15 protein-coding genes are annotated in these 17,060 nt (G+C 57.0%); 13 read left to right on the top strand and 2 right to left on the bottom strand.

What is annotated here, in order from left to right; all coding sequences use genetic code 11:
• Nucleotides 1–251 precede the first annotated feature (251 nt).
• Nucleotides 252–1,187, top strand: coding sequence for a helix-turn-helix transcriptional regulator (locus tag KIH86_RS11710; RefSeq protein WP_223088574.1), 936 nt, complete (start codon nt 252–254; stop codon nt 1,185–1,187).
• A gap of 45 nt (nt 1,188–1,232) precedes the next feature.
• Here the strand turns inward: KIH86_RS11710 and KIH86_RS11705 are convergent, their stop codons facing one another.
• Nucleotides 1,233–2,387 carry a THUMP domain-containing class I SAM-dependent RNA methyltransferase gene (locus KIH86_RS11705; protein WP_223088573.1) on the bottom strand — a complete coding sequence of 385 codons (1,155 nt, stop codon included), beginning with the start codon at nt 2,385–2,387 and terminating at the stop codon, nt 1,233–1,235.
• A 253-nt stretch (nt 2,388–2,640) separates the two neighbouring features.
• Here KIH86_RS11705 and KIH86_RS11700 point away from each other — a divergent pair, with 253 nt between their 5' ends.
• On the top strand, nt 2,641–3,288 hold the full coding sequence (locus KIH86_RS11700; RefSeq protein WP_223088572.1) for an O-methyltransferase: 648 nt from the start codon (nt 2,641–2,643) through the stop codon (nt 3,286–3,288).
• 279 nt (nt 3,289–3,567) lie between these two features.
• On the opposite strand, the gene KIH86_RS11695 is transcribed toward KIH86_RS11700, so the two are convergent.
• On the bottom strand, nt 3,568–4,794 hold the full coding sequence (locus KIH86_RS11695) for an MFS transporter (RefSeq protein ID WP_235775378.1): 1,227 nt from the start codon (nt 4,792–4,794) through the stop codon (nt 3,568–3,570).
• A gap of 210 nt (nt 4,795–5,004) precedes the next feature.
• Here KIH86_RS11695 and hemE point away from each other — a divergent pair, with 210 nt between their 5' ends.
• From hemE to KIH86_RS11640, 11 genes are all read left to right on the top strand, one after another.
• Nucleotides 5,005–6,060, top strand: a complete 1,056-nt coding sequence (gene hemE / locus KIH86_RS11690) for a uroporphyrinogen decarboxylase (protein WP_223088571.1) — start codon at nt 5,005–5,007, stop codon at nt 6,058–6,060.
• A 67-nt stretch (nt 6,061–6,127) separates the two neighbouring features.
• Complete coding sequence (gene hemH / locus KIH86_RS11685) at nt 6,128–7,084, top strand: ferrochelatase (protein WP_223088570.1); 957 nt, start codon at nt 6,128–6,130, stop codon at nt 7,082–7,084.
• Entirely contained in the window at nt 7,081–8,529 is a 1,449-nt protein-coding gene (hemG, locus tag KIH86_RS11680; RefSeq protein ID WP_223088569.1) for a protoporphyrinogen oxidase, read from the top strand. The genes hemH and hemG overlap by 4 nt, the downstream gene beginning before the upstream one ends.
• 206 nt (nt 8,530–8,735) lie before the next feature.
• On the top strand, nt 8,736–10,202 hold the full coding sequence (locus KIH86_RS11675) for a CapA family protein (protein WP_223088568.1): 1,467 nt from the start codon (nt 8,736–8,738) through the stop codon (nt 10,200–10,202).
• A 37-nt stretch (nt 10,203–10,239) separates the two neighbouring features.
• Nucleotides 10,240–10,974: a glycerophosphodiester phosphodiesterase gene (locus KIH86_RS11670; protein ID WP_223088567.1), complete on the top strand. Its 735-nt coding sequence runs from the start codon at nt 10,240–10,242 to the stop codon at nt 10,972–10,974.
• A gap of 39 nt (nt 10,975–11,013) precedes the next feature.
• Complete coding sequence (locus tag KIH86_RS11665) at nt 11,014–11,637, top strand: fumarylacetoacetate hydrolase family protein (protein WP_223088566.1); 624 nt, start codon at nt 11,014–11,016, stop codon at nt 11,635–11,637.
• A 36-nt stretch (nt 11,638–11,673) separates the two neighbouring features.
• Complete coding sequence (locus KIH86_RS11660) at nt 11,674–12,477, top strand: DUF92 domain-containing protein (RefSeq protein WP_223088565.1); 804 nt, start codon at nt 11,674–11,676, stop codon at nt 12,475–12,477.
• A gap of 58 nt (nt 12,478–12,535) precedes the next feature.
• Nucleotides 12,536–13,192: a TetR/AcrR family transcriptional regulator gene (locus tag KIH86_RS11655; protein WP_223088599.1), complete on the top strand. Its 657-nt coding sequence runs from the start codon at nt 12,536–12,538 to the stop codon at nt 13,190–13,192.
• Nucleotides 13,189–15,147: an ABC-F family ATP-binding cassette domain-containing protein gene (locus KIH86_RS11650; RefSeq protein WP_223088564.1), complete on the top strand. Its 1,959-nt coding sequence runs from the start codon at nt 13,189–13,191 to the stop codon at nt 15,145–15,147. The genes KIH86_RS11655 and KIH86_RS11650 overlap by 4 nt, the downstream gene beginning before the upstream one ends.
• Before the next feature lie 27 nt (nt 15,148–15,174).
• The gene (locus KIH86_RS11645; protein WP_223088563.1) at nt 15,175–15,750 is read left to right on the top strand and encodes a tetratricopeptide repeat protein; all 576 of its coding nucleotides are present in this window, start codon (nt 15,175–15,177) and stop codon (nt 15,748–15,750) included.
• Between the two features lie 57 nt (nt 15,751–15,807).
• Nucleotides 15,808–16,986 (top strand): MalY/PatB family protein, encoded by a 1,179-nt coding sequence (locus tag KIH86_RS11640; RefSeq protein ID WP_223088562.1) that lies wholly within the window; start codon nt 15,808–15,810, stop codon nt 16,984–16,986.
• The last annotated feature ends 74 nt before the right edge of the window (nt 16,987–17,060 follow it).

Here is a 17,060-nt window from a genome sequence, read left to right as displayed (position 1 = left end):
GTTCATGATAAACAGGGACATGCCCAACTCCCGTGAACATAAACCAGGCAGACCGCGCTGAATGCGGTCTGCCTGTTGCTTTGTGGGAGATTATTGTTATAGCAGCGCGCCGAGATACTGATACATGGCTGCAGGCATGTCTATTGGTGGATGAGGAAAGTGAGTGGCTCCTAATAACCTTGCAGCAGTATACTTATACTGCAAGGTTCTCCGAGAAAGTATATGCTATACTTTTTCCGAGGTGAAGGAATATGGAATTGTTGAAAAAAATGAATGATGCTCTGAGATATATTGAATCACATATTTATGAAAAGATAGATTTGACTGAAGTGGCGCGTATCGCTTGTTGTTCACAGTCTCACCTCCAAAGAATGTTCACTTTTATCGCCGATGTCCCGATTGCAGAATACATAAGACGCAGAAGGCTGTCGCTTGCTGCTTGTGAATTATTAAACAGCGATATCAAGATCATCGATCTTGCTTCAAAATATGGCTATGAATCACCCGAAGCCTTTACAAGGGCATTCCAGGCTTTTCACGGAGTAAATCCTACAAAAGCCCGGATTCAAGGCATATATAACAGATATGAACCCATCTCTATTGAAATAACAATTAGCGGGGGCCAGTATAATGTTGGAAAAAAACCATTGATACGGATTGAGGAACATCATCTGGAGCGTGTAGTTTCTTTCTATGTGAATTGCCGTGCTCCCGAAGAAGCGGCATGGAATCAACTCCGTGACTGGGTTGTCCGGAATGTGAATGATTATCAAGCACGAAGATTTATAGGATGTGCACCAAAAGGACATCATCCCAAGGGACAACCGCATCAACCTAACGAAGAAGAGGGTACACATGAATATTTGGCACAGATGTTTCTGCTGGAAGATGAGGGATGCCAGGAATCATTCTTAGAGGCTGCTATTTGTGATGCTCCAAAAGGATTGTTTCTGATAGGTGATGTTGTTTTGAATGAATTCCAGGCAGATGGAACAATTGATATAGGATCATCCATGCAGCGATCTTATGGAGTCATGTCTCAATGCTTGAAGGAAATGGGCGGCTATGAATTCGATCTGGCAGACAGACCTTATTATGAAGAGCATATTTTCACAAATGAGTGGTTTAGCGGTAATGGTGAGCTGGCTGGTTTTAAGCTGTGGTTACCGATCAGAAAAGTTTCTTGATTAAGAAAAAAGCCCCCGGTCCGGGGGCATTTCGCATTATTGATCCTATTGCTGCTCCGACTCTCGCGGCGGACGAGGAGGCAGCGGGCCGAGATACTGATATAACTGGCATTCGATCCGGCCGTTATATAGCTTCCGCCGCTTGTCCGCTTTTCGGCCGAAGTAATGCTCGAACTGCTTCGCGGGACTCAGCGCGAAGAAGGACCAGGTCGGAAGCTGGGCCAACATCAGGCCGAGCTGCCGGATCAGCTTCTCGACCTCCTCCTTGTCGCCAAGCCGCTCGCCGTACGGCGGATTCGTGATGAGACAGCCGTATTCGCCCTCCGGCTTCGCCTTGGCGGCCGGCAGGACGGAGAAGGCGATCTCGCCGGACAGACCCGCGCTCTTCGCGGCGGCCCGGGCGATCTCGATCGCCTTCGGGTCAATATCGCTGCCCGCAAGCTGCAGCGGAAGGTCGTCCTTAACGGCGTCGAAGGCTTCCTCCCGTGCCTGCGCCCACGCTTCGGCCGGGATGACGGGCCAGTGCTCGGACGGGAACGACCGCCGCAGACCCGGTGCGATATTCCAGGCCATCATGGCGGCCTCGATCAGGAAGGTTCCCGAGCCGCAGCAGGGGTCGTAGAGAGGGCGGCTGCCGTTCCAGCGGCTTAGCTTCAGCATGGCGGCTGCCATCGTTTCCTTAAGCGGAGCCTCGGTAATGAGCTTGCGGTAGCCCCGCTTGTGAAGCGCCGGTCCCGTCGTGTCCAGCGTGATCAATGCGATGTCGTTCAGCAGAGTCATTTCAATGACATAGCGGGGCCCGTTCTCCGGGAACCAGTCGGTGTGGTACGTCATCTTCAGCTTATCGACAATCGCTTTCTTCACGATGCCTTGAGCTGCGGGAACGCTGGTGAGCTTGGATTTATGCGAGCGTCCCTCCACGGGGAACTCGCCATGCTCCGGAATCCATTCCTCCCAAGGCAGTGCCTTGACGCCCTCGAACAGCTCGTCGAAGGTAGTCGCCGGGAACTGGCCCATCTTGACCAGCACCCGGTCCGAGGTGCGCAGCCACAGATTGCAGCGGCAAATATCAATATAGTCTCCGCTGAAGAGGACTCGGCCGTTCTCGGTGACCGTCTCGTAGCCGAGCTCGTTCAGTTCGCGGGCGACAACAGCCTCCAGACCCATCGGGGCGGTGGCGATCAACTGCAGTTTGCTCAAAAGAATCTCAACTCCATTGCTTGTAAATAGGCGGTTTATGCCTTTAAAATCTATAAGTAATCATCGGCCGGCGATTTCCGGCTCTCTTAGTATAGGCGAAGGAAAGGGACATCACAACGCCTTTTGCTTGAGGAAGGAGCCATGTACTGAACAGAAGTGCCATGCAGGGCGCTTGACCACAGCAAATGAGCGAGAAGACAGAGGATTTAGCCTTTCATACAAACAAACCGCAATAAAAGGAGAAGAAGCAAGCATGCTGAATCAGGATGAATATCAAAGACAGGAGCAATATAGCGAGCAGTTGTATGAAGAGGACGAGCTGCTCCTTAAGGTCAAGGAAGCGATTCGGGAGAACGGAATGCCGGAGGTGTCTGTGGCGCCGGGCTACGGCCGGCTCTTAAGCATGCTGGTTTCGCTCTCACGCGCGGAGGCCGTGCTTGAAATCGGGGCGCTCGGCGGATACAGCGGAATTTATCTGGCCCGGGGGCTGACTTCAGCCGGAACGCTGACTACGCTTGAGCTGAAGACGGAATATGCGGAGATGGCGAACCGGCATCTTAAGCTAGCCGGCTTCGGGAATATGGTGGAATACCGTGTCGGACCTGCCTTGGAGAGTCTGGCCGGACTGGAGCGGGAAGGGCGGACCTTCGATTTCTTCTTCATCGATGCCGACAAGGAGAATTATCCGAATTACCTGGAGTATGCGATCAGACTGGCCCGCCCGGGGGCGGTGATCGCGGGTGATAATGTGTTTTTGCGGGGACGTACGCTGAATTCCGATAAGAACGGGCCGGCTGTGCAGGCGATGAGACGCTTTAATGACACTATCGCCCGCGACAGCCGCCTGACCAGCACGATGCTGCCCGCCTATGACGGACTTGTACTCGCTATCGTGAAATAACGGCAGCAATAAGCACGCGCAAGGGACTGTAGTCTATTCAAGCTGGATAGCTCGATGAGTACGCATGGGCCAGCACTCTGATCCGGCTCGATTTATTGAATGAGTACTTTGCCCGTAAAGGCTGCCACGCCGGGACACGATGTACCTTGAAGCAGCGTAACGGGACACAGCATACCTGTGCATCAATCAAACAGCCTGTTAGGCGTCAGTCCGAATTTACAAGAGTTATCCCAAAGCCCCGTGTAGACGAACGGGGCTTGTTCCTGTTGGTCCCTCTCTTTAGCGAAACAGCCGTAGCGGGGTGGCGTCATACAATTTGAACCGGACCCAGACGGTGTTGATCAGCAGCATTGCGCCGGATACGATGAACAGTCCCTCGATCCCGATGTATCCGGCCAGAAACCCGCCGATCAGGGAGCCGGTCATGTTGCCGAGCGCCAGCGTGCTGCTGTTGAACCCGAAGGCCCGGCTTTCCTTGCCGTCCGGCGTATAAGAACGGATCAGCGCATTGACGCTCGGGAGCAGTCCGCCCATGAACACCCCCATCAGGAAGCGCACAAGTATCAGCTGCCAGACGCTTCCGACAAAAGCCTGGGGAATCAGGAACAGTGAAGTTCCGATCAAGGCGTAAGTCAGTATCCGGTGAGCGCCGATCCTGTCGCTGAGCTTGCCGAGCACCGGCGAGGCGATCATATTCGAAATCCCCGTCACCGCGCTGACGACCCCGGCCCAGAATGCGATGTTGACGGCCGTCCCGTGCAGCTTCTCCACATAGAGCGGAAGCAGGGCCATCGGGCTGATCATGGCAAATTGGATCAGGAAGGTCACGGTGAACAGGGCCGGAAGCTGGGGCACCTTCACGAGATCCTTGAGCCCCTCCATGGTGGATACCTGCGGCTTGTGCGCAGCCTCCTCGCGGTTGAAATTCTCCTTCACGAGAAAGAGCGCAAGCAGGGAAGCCAGGAAGAGCAGCGCGCCAATGACATAAAAAATCGGACGGAAGCCGATCCAGTCCGCCAGCGCTCCGCCGATCAGCGGTCCGAGTATCGTTCCGGCTACGGAGCCCGACTGCATCAGTCCCATGGCGAAGCCCATGCGGTGCTTCGGCGTCGTTCCGGAGATCAGCGAGATGGAGGCGGGGTTGAAGCCCGAAATCGTGCCGTTGAGAAGCCGGAGCAGCAGGAGCTGCCATGGCGTCTGGGCGAAGCCCATGAGCATGATGACGATAGCCATGCCGAAGCCGGAGCGGAGCAGCATGATCTTGCGGCCGTATTTATCCGATAGGGAGCCCCAGAGCGGCTGGAACAGGAAGGATGTCATAAAATTGGCCGAAAAAATAATCCCCGCCCAGACGCCGACCGCATTTCCCGTCACACCCAAATCCTGCGCCAGATATAAGGACAGGAACGGGGTAATCATCGTCATGCCGGCGTTGACCAGAAATTGTCCGAACCAAAGCACATAGAGATTGATCTGCCAGGTTTCCCATGATTTGCGTTTGTTCAATGTGCTTGTTTCACTTCCTTTCAAAATTCAAAGAGTTCACGAAGGCAACATTCCCATAGTATACCATAGTTTGACATGGAACCTGAGAAAGCCCCCGGTTAATGTCATGGTTTTGTCATGGCTTGTCAGGTGTGACTATTGTTACAGCCTTTGAAAAAGGGCATAATATATTTTGAGAAAATTTTTACTAAATCATATGGAGATTCGATCATGACCTATAACGATACTTTTATCCGCGCCTGCAAGAAGCAGGAGACGGAGCATGTCCCCGTATGGTATATGCGGCAGGCGGGCCGCTACGATCCGGAATACCGCAAGATCAAAGAGAAATACTCGCTTCTTGAAATATGCCGTCAGCCCGAGCTTGCAGCAACGGTAACCCTGATGCCGGTGCGCAAGCTGGGAGTCGATGCCGCGATACTGTACTCGGACATAATGAATCCGGTCGCGTCCCTGGGCGTGAAGTTCGATATTGTCAAAAATACCGGTCCGGTCATCGAGCAGCCGATCCGCAGCGCAGCGGACGTGGAACGGCTGAAGCCCATCGATGTCGAGGGCGATCTCGGCCATATTCTGGAGACGATCCGGATTCTCGACCGGGAGTTGGACGTGCCGCTGATCACGTTCGCCGGCGCTCCTTTTACCATCGCCAGCTATCTGATCGAAGGACGGCCGTCCAAGAGCTATTTCCGCACCAAAGAGTTGATGTATACACAGCCTGGGGTATGGCATATGCTGATGGACAAGCTCGGCGATATGGTGATCGCCTACCTGAAGGCTCACATCGCCAATGGAGGCAAAGCCTTCCAGTTGTTCGACAGCTGGGTCGGAGCGCTTGCGCCGCAGGATTTCGAAACCTATGTGCTGCCGACGATCATCCGTATTTTTGCCGAATTGAGCCATTTGGATGTACCGAAAATTTATTTCCCCGGCGTCAGCTCCGGCGAGCTTCTGCCTGCGCTGCGGAATCTTCAGGCCGATGTGATCGGACTCGATTGGCGGGTATCCCTGACGGAAGGACGCCGCAGAACGGGCGGCGGATTCGCCGTGCAGGGCAATCTGGACCCGTATGTTCTTACCGCGCCGATGGACTTGATCAAGGAGCGTGCGAAGGCGCTGATCGACGAGGGGATTTCTGAACCGGGCTATATTTTCAATCTGGGACACGGGTTGTTTCCCGAGGCTTCCCTGAACGTTCTCCGGGAGCTGACGGATTATATCCATGAGTATTCGCGGACTGCGCTGGCCGGCCGTTCCCACGTATAACTGTTGTGGACAAGAATGACTGCTGAACAAAACTGCTGTTATACTAAATCGCATGAGGTGATTCAAGGTGACTACCCAAATCGGCGTTCTCGTGATGTCTTACGGCACTCCTGAAAGTCTGGACGGTGTCGAAGCCTACTATACGCATATCCGGCGGGGCAACCCGCCCTCGCCTGAACAGCTTAAAGAATTGAAAGACCGGTACGAAGCCATTGTGGGCGGCGTGTTTCCGCTTCGGGAGAACACAGACCGCCAGGTGGAGGCGCTCCAGGAAGCGCTGAATAAGGACAACAGGGACCCTGAAGCGGAGTATGTCTGCTTCCAGGGGCTTAAGCATGCCCATCCGTTCATCGAAGACGGCGTTCAAGCCATGGCGGACCAGGGCATTAAGCGGGCGGTAGGCATTGTGCTGGCGCCGCATTATTCCGTCATGAGCGTCGGCGGCTACATCAAGCGCGCCAAGGAGAAAGCGGAAAGCCTTGGAGTCGAAATGGATTTTATCGAAAGCTATCATCTCCATCCGAAGCTGATCGAGGTGCTTGCAAGCCGTCTTTCCCGGCGCCTGGACGAGTTCGAGGAAGCGGGAGCAAGACGTGATGAGGTCCGCGTGCTGTTCAGTGCGCATAGTCTTCCGGAGCGGATTCTTGCCATGGGCGATCCGTACCGTGATCAGCTGCTGGAGACGTCGCAGGCGATTGCGGACAAGACGGGCGTGAAGAACTGGCAGTTCACCTGGCAGAGTGCGGGCAGAACGGCTGAACCCTGGCTCGGTCCGGACATTCTCGACACGCTCCGCGAGCTGAGCAAAGAGCAGGTCAAATACGTGCTCTCCGCGCCCATCGGGTTCGTATCCGACCATCTGGAAGTGCTGTATGACCTTGATATCGAAGCGCAGGACATTGCGGCCGAGCTGGACATGCGGCTTATGCGCATCGAATCGCTGAACAGTGATCCGGGCTACATGGAAGTGCTGAGCGATGTTGTCAGAAGCAAGGCGGAGCAATGGAAGGCGGACCGTTCATGAGCGGGGGGAAGAGCCGCAAGGTTGTCATTATCGGAGGCGGGCTCAGCGGACTTAGCGCCGCCTTCTATGTCCGCAAGTTCTACAAGGAAGCCGGCGTGCAGCCGGTTATCACGGTGCTTGAGAAGGAGCGGACGCTCGGGGGCAAGATCGAGACGCTGCATAAAGAGGGCTTCGTCATCGAGAAAGGGCCGGATTCCTACCTGGCCCGGAAGTCGGAAATGACCGACCTAGCCAAAGAGGTGGAGCTCGACCATGATCTGGTCACGACGAATCCGAACGCGAAGAAGACCTATATCCTGCAGCGGGGCAAGCTGCACCCGATGCCGGCCGGGCTTGTCCTCGGCATTCCGACGGAGATCCGGCCTTTCATGTCCAGCGGGCTGGTCTCCTTCTCCGGCAAAATGCGGGCCCTGATGGATTACGTGCTTCCGGCCCGCAGGTCGGAGGAAGATGAATCGCTGGGCGACCTCATTGAGCGGCGGCTTGGCACGGAAGTGCTGGAGAACATGACGGAGCCTCTGCTGGCAGGTATTTATGCCGGAGACATGCGCAAAATCAGCCTGCAGTCCACGTTCCCGCAGTTCGGTGAGATCGAGCGGCAGTACGGCAGCCTGATCCGCGGCATGAGAACGGGAAGAAAACCGCAGGAGACACATACCGGCACTAAGAAAAGCGCATTTCTGACGTTCCGTCAGGGCTTGCAGAGCCTGGTCCACGCCTTGATCCACGAGCTGCATGATGTGGATTTACGGACGCAGGCACCCGTCTTGGCGATTCATGACCGGGTGGCCGAGACCGCCGTCTATGCTCCGGGCAGTGAAGACCGCTCGCGTTATGAGGTGGAACTGGAAGGCGGAGAGCTTCTTCCCGCTGACGAAATCTACATAACGGTGCCGAACTTCGCAGCGGCCGAGCTGCTTCGCCCGCATATCAATGTGGCGGCGCTCGAGGCCGTCAACTATGTGTCGGTAGCCAATGTGGTTATGGCGTTCTCCGGCAAAGAGATGGACGGCAACTTCGACGGCTCGGGCTTTCTTGTTCCCCGCAAGGAGAACCGGAACATCACGGCCTGCACCTGGACGTCGGCCAAGTGGCTGCACACAAGCCCCGAGGGCAATGTGCTGCTCCGCTGCTATGTCGGCCGGTCGGGGGACGAGCAGAACGCGATGCTCCCGGATGAAGCGCTTGAGGAGCTTGTCCGCAAGGATTTGCGCGAGGTGATGGGCATTACGGCGAAGCCGCTGTTCACGGAAATCACGCGGCTGCCAAAGTCGATGCCGCAGTATCCGGTCGGGCATCCGGCTAATATTGCCGGTCTGCGACAGGATCTGGCTTCCCTGCTGCCGGGTGTGCATGTGTTCGGAGCCGGCTATGACGGTATTGGCATGCCGGACTGCATCAAATTCGCCAAGCTGACGGCGAAAGCTGCGGCTGAAAATCTGTGAAGCGGGTCTGGACATTTGCTGTATGTAAGGTTGAATTTTGTCTTGTAAATCTATCAAACTATCAATAGAGTGTATCATCCTTTGCGTCTTAATCATGAGCCGGCCCGGCTGAACGGGCCGGCTTTTGCTATGCCCGGCGGGGGATTCTACTTCATAGATTGTGATATAATGAAACGAGTTTAGCAGGAAAAGGAGCTCTAGTTAATATGTATTCCCCCAGATCCAGCAAAAAAAGAAGCAAAACAACACGCAAGCAGCGCCGCAGCCGGGTATGGTCCTGGATCAATATCAGCCTTATGGTGCTGATTACGATTCTGCTGATCTATTATTTCTACAGCGGGCATGCGCGGGTCGACGGCGCGCCGCCTGAATCCGGCGCGCAAGAGACGCCAGCGGCGGCTGTCAGCCCGCCGCCGCAGCCGTCCCCGGCGGCGTCCGCCATCGCCGCCGCGCCGTCGCCGTCTCCGAAGGCGACGGCGAAACCATCCCCGGCCGCCGCTTCGCCTGCGGCCGCCCCCTCAGCGGAGGCTTCGCCATCCGCTGCAACGCCTGCGTCCGCCGTTCAGGCGGCGGACGAATCCGCGGCTGAAGCGAGTCCGTCACCTGCGGACTCGCCTCAGCCGTCAGCCGATGCGGGCGAAGCCCCCGCTTCGGCTGACGCCGCACCGCCGGCCGAAGGCTCCGGCGGAAGCGGAGAGATCGCCGGGCTGCCGGCCGGCGAGAAGGGCGCCGTCACGATCAGCTTCGCCGGCGATGTCATGTTCGCCGGCAAGGTCGGCGAACTGCTGGGCAAGCAGGGCTACGGCTATCCGTACGGCGCGCTGAACGGTCTCTTCAAGCATGACGATCTATCGGTCGTCAATCTGGAGACGCCGGTGACGACGCGGGGCACAGCGGCGAACAAAACCTATGTGTACCAGTCCTCGCCCCAGGCGCTGGCTCCCCTGAAGGCGGCGGGCATTGACGCTGTCAATCTGGCGAACAATCACACGCTCGACAAGGGCGAGCAGGGACTTCTGGATACCTTGGACAATCTGAGCAAGGCCGGCATTCCTTATGTCGGCGCCGGGAAGAACGCCTCAGAAGCTTATTCAGCCCAGTATTTCAAGCGCAACGGCGTCACGATTGCCCTGCTCGGTTTCACAAGGGTAATGCCGGAAGCAAGCTGGGCGGCAGGCAAGAGCAAGCCGGGCGTCGCGTCGGCTTACTCGCTGGATGCGGCAGTTCAGGCGATTGCCGCCGCCAAGAAGAAGGCGGATATTGTCGCCGTAGTCGTTCACTGGGGCCAGGAGCGGGTGAACAATTACAGTGAGCAGCAGCAGTCGATGGGCCACAGCTTCATCGATGCGGGGGCCGATCTGGTCATCGGCGGGCATCCGCATGTGCTTCAGGGCATCGAGCCTTATAAGGGCAAATGGATTGCCTACAGCACGGGCAACTTCATTTTTTCACGCTCTTCAGTGAAGACAACCTGGGAAAGCGCCGTGTTTCAGGCGAAATGCACCGCCAAAGGCCAATGCTCCATGAAGCTGATCCCTGTGGATGCCGAGCTTGGACGGCCTGTCCCGATGAACGAGACGAGCGGTCAGGCGCTGCTGAAACGCATGGAATCTCTGTCCGCGGGAAGGGTAAATATCAATAAGAACGGCATGGTAACGGATGCCGGAAGATAGTTTGGGCCTGCCACCATCCAATCAGGAGGGCTTCGAGATGAACCATAATTTATGTGTTGCCCATCGGGGATTCTCCGGCAGAGCGCCGGAGAACACGCTGGCAGCCATCCACAAGGCAATGGAGCTGCCCTTTGTGACCTGGATGGAGATCGACGTCCAACTGACCAAGGACGGGGTTCCCGTCGTCATCCACGACTATACGCTGGACCGCACCACGAACGGACACGGTAAGGTGAAGGATATGATCTACAGCCATATCCGGCGGCTGGACGCCGGGTCATGGAAGAGCCGGGACTTCCGCGAAGAACGTATCCCGGCACTTGAAGAAGTGCTGGAGTTGTGCCGGGGCAGGCTGAAGCTCAACATTGAGCTGAAAAATTCGGGGAATCTGTATCCCGGCATCGAGCGCAAGGTTTCGGAAATGCTGTCTGCCTGCGGCATGAAGGAAGAGGCGGTGCTGACTTCGTTCGATCCCGGCACGCTTGACCGGATCGGAGAAGCGGACCCGTCCGTACGGAGAGGACTCATCTTCGATTCCCGTTGGGGCGATCCCGCCGGGCGTGTACGGGCGCTTGGCTGCTCCTTTTTATCCATCAGCTTCTCCCGTCTGACGCCAGGACTCGCCCGGTTCCTGTCAGGACGCGGTATCGGGATTATGGCCTGGACGGTGAATAAGGCAAAAGAGATGCGTCGCCTGGCGGACATGCATTCTGATATAATGATATGTACGAACCGTCCGGACATATGGGGCGAGACGTTCTTGGAAGCTTGAAGCATAACCAATAACCGACGGAAAGAGAGCTGAATGTTCATGTGTGCTGCTGTAAACAACCTGTACTGTGTAGGAAGAAATTATAAGCTTCATGCGGAGGAGCTTGGCAACAAAGTGCCGACCGAGCCGCTTATTTTCATGAAGCCTTCCCATGCGGCCGTACCTCTCGACAAAGAAACCATTCAGCTGCCCAAGACTTCCGGACAAGTCCATTACGAAGGCGAGCTGGTCATTCGGATCGCTCGCGACTACAAGCCTGGCATGACCGTAGCTGAGCTGGTGGACGCCATGGCACTGGGTCTGGACTTTACGCTGCGGGATATCCACAACGACCTGCAGAAGAAGGGGCTTCCCTGGACTCCGGCCAAGGGCTTCCGAAACGCGGCGCCTCTGACTCCGTTTATTGATTTCCCCCCGGTGGAAGATTTGGAAGCGACCGATTTCACCGTGATCAAGAACGGCGAGGAAGTGCAGCGCGGGAACATCAAGAACATGATTTTCCCGCTGCAGACTATCGTGGATTTCGTCGGAACCCGCTATGGGCTGGGCAAAGGCGATGTTATCTTCACCGGAACGCCAGCCGGCGTGGGGCCTACGGTTGCGGGCGACTCTTTTGAGCTGTATTGGGGCGATCGGCTGATGGGCACCTGCCTGATCGGATGATTGTGGTCTTCTACGATCTGAAAGCGAGTTGACGACATGCTGTGGATCATCGGCTTGCTCGGCGCCCTGCTGGTAGCCGGAGCGGCTTACATGAAAGGCTCGCTGAGCTTGTCCGGAATGGTGGCCGCCGTCCTGATGGGCACGGTTTATTTCGGAGCAGGCAGCGCCTTCTGGTTCGGCATTCTGCTGCTGTTCTTCATATCCTCCAGTCTGCTGTCGAGGCTTAAGGCGGACCGCAAGGAGGAGCTGGAACGGGATTACGCGAAGACCGGCCGGCGTGATGCCGGCCAGGTATTCGCGAATGGCGGTCTAGGCATGCTGTTTGTGCTGCTGTACGCGATCTCGCCGCAGCCGGTCTGGCAGTGGCTCTTCATCGGCGTTATGGCGACCGTAACGGCGGATACGTGGGCAACGGAGTGCGGCACCCTGAGCGCGAAGCCGCCCCGGTCGGTTCTGACCGGCCGGGTGCTGCCGACCGGGGCCTCCGGGGGTGTGTCGCTGCCGGGTACACTGGCGGCCGCAGCAGGCGGGCTTATGATCGGCGCTGCCTCCTGGGTTCTGGGAACCTGGTCCGGAATGGAAACCGGGGGTTTGGTCGTTTGGTCTGCTGCCGGACTTGTGGGCGGACTGGTCGGCGCTTTCGCCGATTCGCTGCTCGGCGCGACGGTCCAGAAGATGAATCGCTGCACAGTATGCGGCCGCGAGGTGGAGAACTCCGTGCATTGCGGGAAGCCGACGGTTCATGCGAGAGGCTGGCGCTGGATGAGCAACGACGCCGTGAACGCGCTAAGCTCCCTTGCGGGCGGTGCCGCCGCTCTGCTGATCGGCGGCCTGAGCTGAGCAGGGGGCTTTTTCTTTTATTGTTTGAATGTTTGTGCAGGCGAGGGGGTGAACCGCTCTGAGAAAGATATCCGAGCATAAGCATGCGGCGATTCTGGATGCGGCATATGAAGTGTTTGGAGCCGAGGGGTTCCATGAAGCGAAGATTTCACAGGTGGCCGAGCTTGCGGGAATCGCCAAGGGCACGGTTTATCTGTATTTTTCGAGCAAGGAAGAACTGTTCATGGCCGTGACCCGCAGGGACTGCGATGAATTTCTGAACGGGCTGCGGGACCGGCTGGACGGGCTGCGGGATCTGTCTGGCTGTCTGTCACTGATTGCGGGCCATCATCTGATGTATTATTATGAACGAAAGCGCCATACGAAGCTCTTCTTCCGGACTTCGGGCAGCAGCCCGGAGCTGATAGCGTATATGGCTTCCTTCATCAAAGATTATATGGAAGTTGTGATGGAGGTGCTGATGCAGGCTGGAACAGCCGAACCTCAGTTGATGGCACAGGCCTTTATCGGCTCTCTGGATAGACTGAAGATGGATATTCTGCTGGAGCCGTCCTTTACGGAAGAAGATGTGGTCAAGCGGGCGGAGTTCGCAGCCGGTCTGTTCCTTCGGGGAGCCGGCTGCGGTACGGGCATGTCGTCCGGAGAGGCCAAGGATGGCGCCGGACAGGGGCATGAGTCCTCAATTTATGGCACGGAAGGCGAGAAATCATCATGAATATAATGACCGTAGAACATCTGGCCAAGAGCTACGGAGAGAAAGTGCTGTTTGACGACGCGTCGTTCGGGATGGATGAACGCGACAAGATCGGAGTGATCGGCGTCAACGGGACAGGCAAATCGACGCTGCTGCGGATCATTGCCGGAGTCGAGACAGCCGATGCGGGGCAGATCGCCATCGGCAACGATGTCCGGGTCCAATTTCTGTCGCAGAATCCTCCATTCAATCCCGACTATACCGTGCTGCAGCAAGTATTCGCAGGAGATAATCCGGAGCTTGCGGTGATGAGACGGTATATGGAGACCACAGCTCTGCTGGAGGCCGATCCAGGCAATGCCAAGCTGGAGCAGGAATTGGTGCGCCGCAGCCAGGAGATCGATGCGGCGGGCGTCTGGCACCTCGAGAGCGAAGCGAAGAGCGTCCTGTCCAAGCTGGGAATTCAGCGCTTTGACGAGAAGATGAGCGCGCTCTCCGGCGGACAGCGCAAGCGTGTCGCGCTTGCCGCGGCGCTGATCACACCGTCCGAGCTGCTGATTCTCGACGAGCCCACGAACCATATTGATACGGCTTCTGTCGCCTGGCTGGAACAGTATTTGCAGAAGCGGCGCGGCGCCTTGCTGATGGTTACCCATGACCGCTATTTTCTGGAGCGGGTCGCCGGAGTCATGCTGGAGCTGGATCAGGGTCGTATATTCCGCTATGAGGCGAACTATTCCCGGTTCCTGGAGCTCAAGGCCGAGCGCGAGGAGAGGGAGGCGGCGTCGGAACAGAAGCGCCGCAATCTGCTGCGCAGCGAGCTTGCCTGGATTCGGCGGGGCGCAAAGGCGCGTTCTACGAAGCAGAAGGCGAGAATCGAGCGCTTCGAGAATCTGAAAGAGCAGACGGGCATCACGCCTTCAGGCCAGCTGGAAATCTCTGCTGCATCGACCCGATTGGGCCGTAAAATTCTGGAGATCGAGCATCTATCCAAGTCGCTCGGAAACCGGATCTTGATCCCGGACTTAAGCTACATCGCCGTTCCGCGGGACCGCGTCGGCATCGTCGGACCGAACGGCAGCGGCAAATCGACGCTCTTGAATCTGATCGCCGGCAAACTTCAGCCGGACAGCGGGGAGGTCGTACTGGGACCTACCGTCAAGCTCGGCTATTTCACGCAGGAGCATCAGGAGATGGATGATTCTCTCCGGGTGATCGAGTACATCAAGGAAGAATCGGAGGTGGTGAAGACCGCCGACGGTTCCTCGATTACGGCGGCCCAGATGCTGGAACGCTTCCTGTTCCCGCCCGCCATGCAGTGGACGCCGATCTCCCGCCTGTCGGGCGGCGAGAAACGGCGGCTCTACCTGCTTCGCGTGCTGATGGGGGCGCCCAATGTGCTGCTGCTGGACGAGCCGACCAATGACCTTGATATTGGCACGCTGGCCATTCTGGAAGACTACCTGGATGAATTTCCCGGTGTCGTGCTGACCGTATCGCATGACCGGTTCTTCCTTGACCGGACGGTGGACAAGATCATCGCCTTCGAAGACGGTAGCATCCGGGTGCATGTCGGCGACTACAGCGAGTATGAGGAATGGGTGGTCGCCAATGTGCCGGCCCGGAGCGCTGCTCCTGCGGGCAAGACTGTTCCGACCGCGCAGAGCGGAGGAAGCCAGGCTTCAGGGATGGCGGCGGTCGATGAGCGAAAGGCTCCTGCCGCGCCTGCGAAGGAGAAGCTGAAATTCTCGTTCAATGAGCAGCGGGAGTACGATGAGATCGACAGTCTCGTCGAGAAGGCGGAGGCGCGGCTTGTTTCCATCGCGGCGCAGATGGAGGCCGCTTTTGCAGATTCCGCCAAGCTTCAGGAGCTTATGCAGGAGCAGCAGGCTGCCGAGGCGGAGCTGGAGCGGCTGATGGACCGCTGGACCTACCTGAATGAGCTGGCGGAACGAATTGCCGCGAGCAAATCCTGACAGATTCTGCCAGAAGGGGGATCGGCCATGCGCTTGAAGCTGGAGGAAGCGGTTCGGCTGCGTGAAGCGGGGCGCGCGGATGAGGCAAGAGCGAAGCTGATATTGCTGCTGGAGGAATACGAAGCCTGCCGTACACCCTACGGCATAACGCCTGTGGAAGGTAATCCCATTAGCGGCCAGCCCGCTTGGAATCGGGTTACGGAAGAGGATTACCTGTACGCAGAGCTGCTGTACCAGATCGCCTGGTGTCATGATGTCCTGGGGCTGGAGCGCCAGGCAGTGCCTTACTATGAACGTGGCCTGTCCGCAGGATTGGCCGAACATCTTCGGCCCGGCGCCCTGTTGGGGCTGGGCAGTACATACCGGACGCTTGGCGAATACGACAAGGCCAGAAGCCTGTTTGAGCAGGCTATGGCTGAATATCCCGAGCACCGCGAGCTTCGCGTTTTTTACGCCATGACGCTGTATAATCTCGGGAAGCATGAGCGGGCGGCGAGTATTCTTCTTCATTTGCTCGCCGGCACCTCCGCTGATCCGGGAATTGCGGAATATGCGAAGGCAATCGCCTTCTACGCCGACAATCTTGACCGGAAGTGGGAGTAGAGCCATTGCTTCCGCACTTTTTTGAAGACAAAAAAATCAAAAAATGAGGTGGCTGCTTTGACGTATGATTTTGACCGTGTCCTGGACCGGACCAACACGCATTCCTACAAATGGGATCAAGCCGAGAAGTTGTTCGGAAGCAAGGATATTTTGCCGCTGTGGGTAGCGGATATGGATTTTGAAAGCCCGCCTGCGGTCAAGGAAGCGCTTGTCCACCGTGCTGAACATGGCATTTACGGCTACAGCATCAGCAGCGAATCGTACATAGAGTCGATTCAAGGCTGGTTCGGAACCCGGCATGGCTGGGATATCCCGTCGCAGTGGATCGCGCAGTCTCCGGGTATTGTCACAACGCTGAGCCTTGCGGTCGATCTATTCAGCGAGCCGGGGGCCGAGGTGATTCTTCAGTCTCCGGTCTACTACCCGTTCTATGATGTGATCAAACTGAACGGCCGCAAGGTTGCCGACAATCCGCTTGTCATCCGGAACGGTCGTTACGAGATGGACTACGAGCAGCTGGAAGGTCTGATGAAGAACGGCGCCAAGCTGCTGCTGCTGTGCAGCCCCCACAATCCGGGTGGCCGGGTATGGGAGCGCGAGGAGCTGCTTCGTCTGGGCGAGCTCTGCCTGCAGTACGGCGTAACTGTCGTCTCCGACGAGATTCACTGCGATCTGGCGCTCCCCGGCCACAAGCATATTCCATTCGCCTCCCTGTCCAAGGAAATCTCGGATATCACGCTGATGGCGCTGGCGCCTACGAAGACGTTCAATCTGCCCGGTATTCATTCCTCGTTCATCGTGGCGTCCAGTCCTGAGATCAAACGGAAATTTGAAGCACGGATCAAGACACTGAGCCTTCATATGGCCAGCTATTTCGCTCAGGACGCCGTTGAAGCCGCCTACCGCAAGGGCGGAGAGTGGCTGGATGAGCTGATTGCTTATCTGAACGCCAATATCGAATATGCGGTCAATTATCTGGCCCAGAATCTGCCCCAGGTCAAACCGATGAAGCCTGAAGCTACTTATTTGCTGTGGGTGGACTGCCGGAATCTCGGTCTCGATGGTGCAGGCTTGAAGAGACTGATGTACCGTGAGGCAGGGGTCGCATTTAATGAAGGCTCGGTATATGGCAGCGAGGGAGAAGGCTATCTCCGGATCAATGTTGCCTGCCCGAGATCCATTCTGACAGAGGCGCTGGAGCGCTTCTGCAAAGCGGCCACGAGTTACGTGAAATAAGGATAAGGGAAATCCCCAGCCGGGTTTCGGCTGCGGTTATCGAAAGGCATTCGGCTCGCCAAGAGCCGGATGCC

Origin of the sequence: Paenibacillus sinensis, from assembly GCF_019904155.1 — a bacterium.
Lineage (GTDB): Bacteria > Bacillota > Bacilli > Paenibacillales > Paenibacillaceae > Paenibacillus_AQ > Paenibacillus_AQ sinensis.
Note: the sequence above shows the minus strand (reverse complement) of the source record. Positions and strands in the feature narration are given on the sequence as shown.

Bases quoted from the DNA above. Each gene is read 5' to 3' on its own strand.
- KIH86_RS11650 (WP_223088564.1), top strand. From the start codon at position 13,189: ATGAATATAATGACCGTAGAACATCTGGCCAAGAGCTACGGAGAGAAA.
- KIH86_RS11660 (WP_223088565.1), top strand. From the start codon at position 11,674: ATGCTGTGGATCATCGGCTTGCTCGGCGCCCTGCTGGTAGCCGGAGCG.
- hemG (WP_223088569.1), top strand. From the start codon at position 7,081: ATGAGCGGGGGGAAGAGCCGCAAGGTTGTCATTATCGGAGGCGGGCTC.
- KIH86_RS11645 (WP_223088563.1), top strand. From the start codon at position 15,175: ATGCGCTTGAAGCTGGAGGAAGCGGTTCGGCTGCGTGAAGCGGGGCGC.
- KIH86_RS11670 (WP_223088567.1), top strand. From the start codon at position 10,240: ATGAACCATAATTTATGTGTTGCCCATCGGGGATTCTCCGGCAGAGCG.
- hemE (WP_223088571.1), top strand. From the start codon at position 5,005: ATGACCTATAACGATACTTTTATCCGCGCCTGCAAGAAGCAGGAGACG.
- KIH86_RS11710 (WP_223088574.1), top strand. From the start codon at position 252: ATGGAATTGTTGAAAAAAATGAATGATGCTCTGAGATATATTGAATCA.
- KIH86_RS11665 (WP_223088566.1), top strand. From the start codon at position 11,014: ATGTGTGCTGCTGTAAACAACCTGTACTGTGTAGGAAGAAATTATAAG.
- KIH86_RS11700 (WP_223088572.1), top strand. From the start codon at position 2,641: ATGCTGAATCAGGATGAATATCAAAGACAGGAGCAATATAGCGAGCAG.
- KIH86_RS11675 (WP_223088568.1), top strand. From the start codon at position 8,736: ATGTATTCCCCCAGATCCAGCAAAAAAAGAAGCAAAACAACACGCAAG.